Genomic DNA, 3,221 nt, shown 5'->3' with positions numbered 1-3,221 from the left:
TGGGTTGTTTCTGGTGTGGTGTTTGAGAACTGTAGAGTGGATGCGAGCATCTTTGTGGTCAAGTTGTTAAGGGCACATGGTGGATGTCTTGGCTTCAGGAGCCGATGAAGGACGTGGGAGGCTGCGATATGCCTCGGGGAGCTGTCAACCGAGCTGTGATCCGAGGATTTCCGAATGGGGAAACCCAGCACCAGTGATGTGGTGTTACCCGTACCTGAATATATAGGGTGCGTGGAGGGAACGCGGGGAAGTGAAACATCTCAGTACCCGTAGGAAGAGAAAACAAAATGTGATTCCGTGAGTAGTGGCGAGCGAAAGCGGATGAGGCTAAACCATTGGTATGTCAAGCTGTCAGGCGTTGTATCAGTGGTGTTGTGGGACCCAGCGTCGAGGATCTGACAGTCCTCGGAACATGCGCGCGTGTTAGTGGAACCGCTTGGGATGGCGGACCGGAGTGGGTGAGAGTCCCGTACGCGAAAACACGTTGTGTTGTGTTTGTTTGGTGTTCCCGAGTAGCAGCGAGCTCGTGGAATTTGCTGTGAATCTGCCGGGACCACCCGGTAAGCCTAAATACTTCCTGGAGACCGATAGCGGACGAGTACCGTGAGGGAAAGATGAAAAGTACCCCGGGAGGGGAGTGAAAGAGTACCTGAAACCGTGTGCCTACAAGCCGTCAGAGCCTTTGGGTGATGGCGTGCCTTTTGAAGAATGAGCCTGCGAGTTAGTGCTGCGTGGCGAGGTTAACCCGGGTGGGGTAGCCGTAGCGAAAGCGAGTCTGAATAGGGCGTCTTGAGTCGCGTGGTCTAGACCCGAAGCGGAGTGATCTACCCATGGCCAGGGTGAAGCGTTGGTAAGACATCGTGGAGGCCCGAACCCACTTAGGTTGAAAACTGAGGGGATGAGCTGTGGGTAGGGGTGAAAGGCCAATCAAACTCCGTGATAGCTGGTTCTCCCCGAAATGCATTTAGGTGCAGCGTCGTATGTTTCTCCACGGGGGTAGAGCTACTGGATGGTCTAGGGGCCTTACCGGGTTACCGAAATCAACCAAACTCCGAATACCGTGGTGTGAGAGTGCGGCAGTGAGACGGCGGGGGATAAGCTTCGTCGTCGAGAGGGAAACAGCCCAGAACACCAGCTAAGGCCCCTAAGTGTGTGCTCAGTGGGAAAGGATGTGGGATTGCCCAGACAACCAGGAGGTTGGCTTAGAAGCAGCCATCCTTGAAAGAGTGCGTAATAGCTCACTGGTCAAGTGGTCCTGCGCCGACAATGTAGCGGGGCTTAAGCACACCGCCGAAGCTGTGTCATTCATACAATACATCGGCTTCCGTATTTGTACGGTTGTCTAGTGGTGTGGATGGGTAGGGGAGCGTCCTGCATCCAGGGAAGCGGCGAGGTAACTCAGTCGTGGAGGGTGTGGGAGTGAGAATGCAGGCATGAGTAGCGAATGCAGAGTGAGAAACTCTGCCGCCGGATGACCAAGGGTTCCTGGGCCAGGTTATTCCGCCCAGGGTAAGTCGGGACCTAAGGCGAGGCCGACAGGCGTAGTCGATGGATAACGGGTTGATATTCCCGTACCCGAGCATGTGCGCCCATGGCGAGGCGGTTGATACTAACCACCCAAAGCATGCTCTTGAAGCCTTCGGGTGGATGGGGTGTGTGGAGCGTGGGATCTGATTCCGTAGTAGTCAAGCGATGGGGTGACGCAGGAAGGTAGCTCCGCCAGGTGATGGTTGTCCTGGTGTAAGCGTGTAGGACGAGTGGTAGGCAAATCCGCCGCTCATTGAGTCTGAGACGTGATGCGTAGCCGTTTGAGGTGAAGTAGGGTGATCCTATGCTGCCGAGAAAAGCCTCTAGTGAGTGCATGCACGGCCCGTACCCCAAACCGACACAGGTGGTCAGGTAGAGAATACTGAGGCGATCGGGTGAACTGTGGTTAAGGAACTCGGCAAAATGCCCCCGTAACTTCGGGAGAAGGGGGGCCAAACATCCTGAAGTCCTTTGCGGACTAGGGGTGGGTGGCCGCAGAGACCAGCGGAAAGCGACTGTTTACTAAAAACACAGGTCCATGCGAAGAAGTAATTCGATGTATATGGACTGACGCCTGCCCGGTGCTGGAACGTTAAGAGGACCGGTTAACTCCTTTCGGGGGGTGAAGCTGAGAATTTAAGCGCCAGTAAACGGCGGTGGTAACTATAACCATCCTAAGGTAGCGAAATTCCTTGTCGGGTAAGTTCCGACCTGCACGAATGGCGTAACGACTTTCCGGCTGTCTCAACCACAGGCCCGGCGAAATTGCACTACGAGTAAAGATGCTCGTTACGCGCGGCAGGACGGAAAGACCCCGGGACCTTTACTATAGTTTGGTATTGGTTTTCGGTTCGGCTTGTGTAGGATAGGTGGGAGACTGTGAAGCTGGCACGCTAGTGTTGGTGGAGTCGTTGTTGAAATACCACTCTGGTCGGATTGGGAATCTGAACCTACGCCCATGATCTGGGTGAGGGACAGTGCCTGATGGGTAGTTTAACTGGGGCGGTTGCCTCCTAAAGGGTAACGGAGGCGCCCAAAGGTTCCCTCAGCCTGGTTGGCAATCAGGTGTTGAGTGCAAGTGCACAAGGGAGCTTGACTGTGAGACAGACATGTCGAGCAGGGACGAAAGTCGGGACTAGTGATCCGGCACCTCCTGGTGGAAGGGGTGTCGCTCAACGGATAAAAGGTACCCCGGGGATAACAGGCTGATCTTGCCCAAGAGTCCATATCGACGGCATGGTTTGGCACCTCGATGTCGGCTCGTCGCATCCTGGGGCCGGAGTAGGTCCCAAGGGTTGGGCTGTTCGCCCATTAAAGCGGCACGCGAGCTGGGTTTAGAACGTCGTGAGACAGTTCGGTCCCTATCCGCCGCGCGCGTAGGATACTTGAGGAAGGCTGTCCCTAGTACGAGAGGACCGGGACGGACGAACCTCTGGTGTGCCAGTTGTTCCGCCAGGGGCATGGCTGGTTGGCCACGTTCGGAAGGGATAACCGCTGAAGGCATCTAAGCGGGAAGCCTGTTCCAAGATGAGGTATCCCACCCTTTGTGGGTTAAGGCCCCCACCAGACCAGTGGGTTGATAGGCCAGATATGGAAGCACAGTAATGTGTTGTCGAGTTGACTGGTACTAATAGGCCGAGGACTTGCCCACAAACATGCTACGCATTCACTCTACAGCTCTGAAACACCACACA

General features: G+C 55.3%; 1 rRNA gene. It reads left to right on the top strand.

What is annotated here, in order from left to right:
- The first annotated feature begins 56 nt into the window (after nucleotides 1–56).
- A 23S ribosomal RNA gene (locus ACFW0G_RS45270) occupies nucleotides 57–3,178 on the top strand.
- The last annotated feature ends 43 nt before the right edge of the window (nucleotides 3,179–3,221 follow it).

This window comes from Amycolatopsis sp. NPDC058986, assembly GCF_042741125.1.
Classification (GTDB): Bacteria; Actinomycetota; Actinomycetes; order Mycobacteriales; family Pseudonocardiaceae; genus Amycolatopsis.
This window is presented reverse-complemented; position numbering and strand designations above follow the sequence as displayed.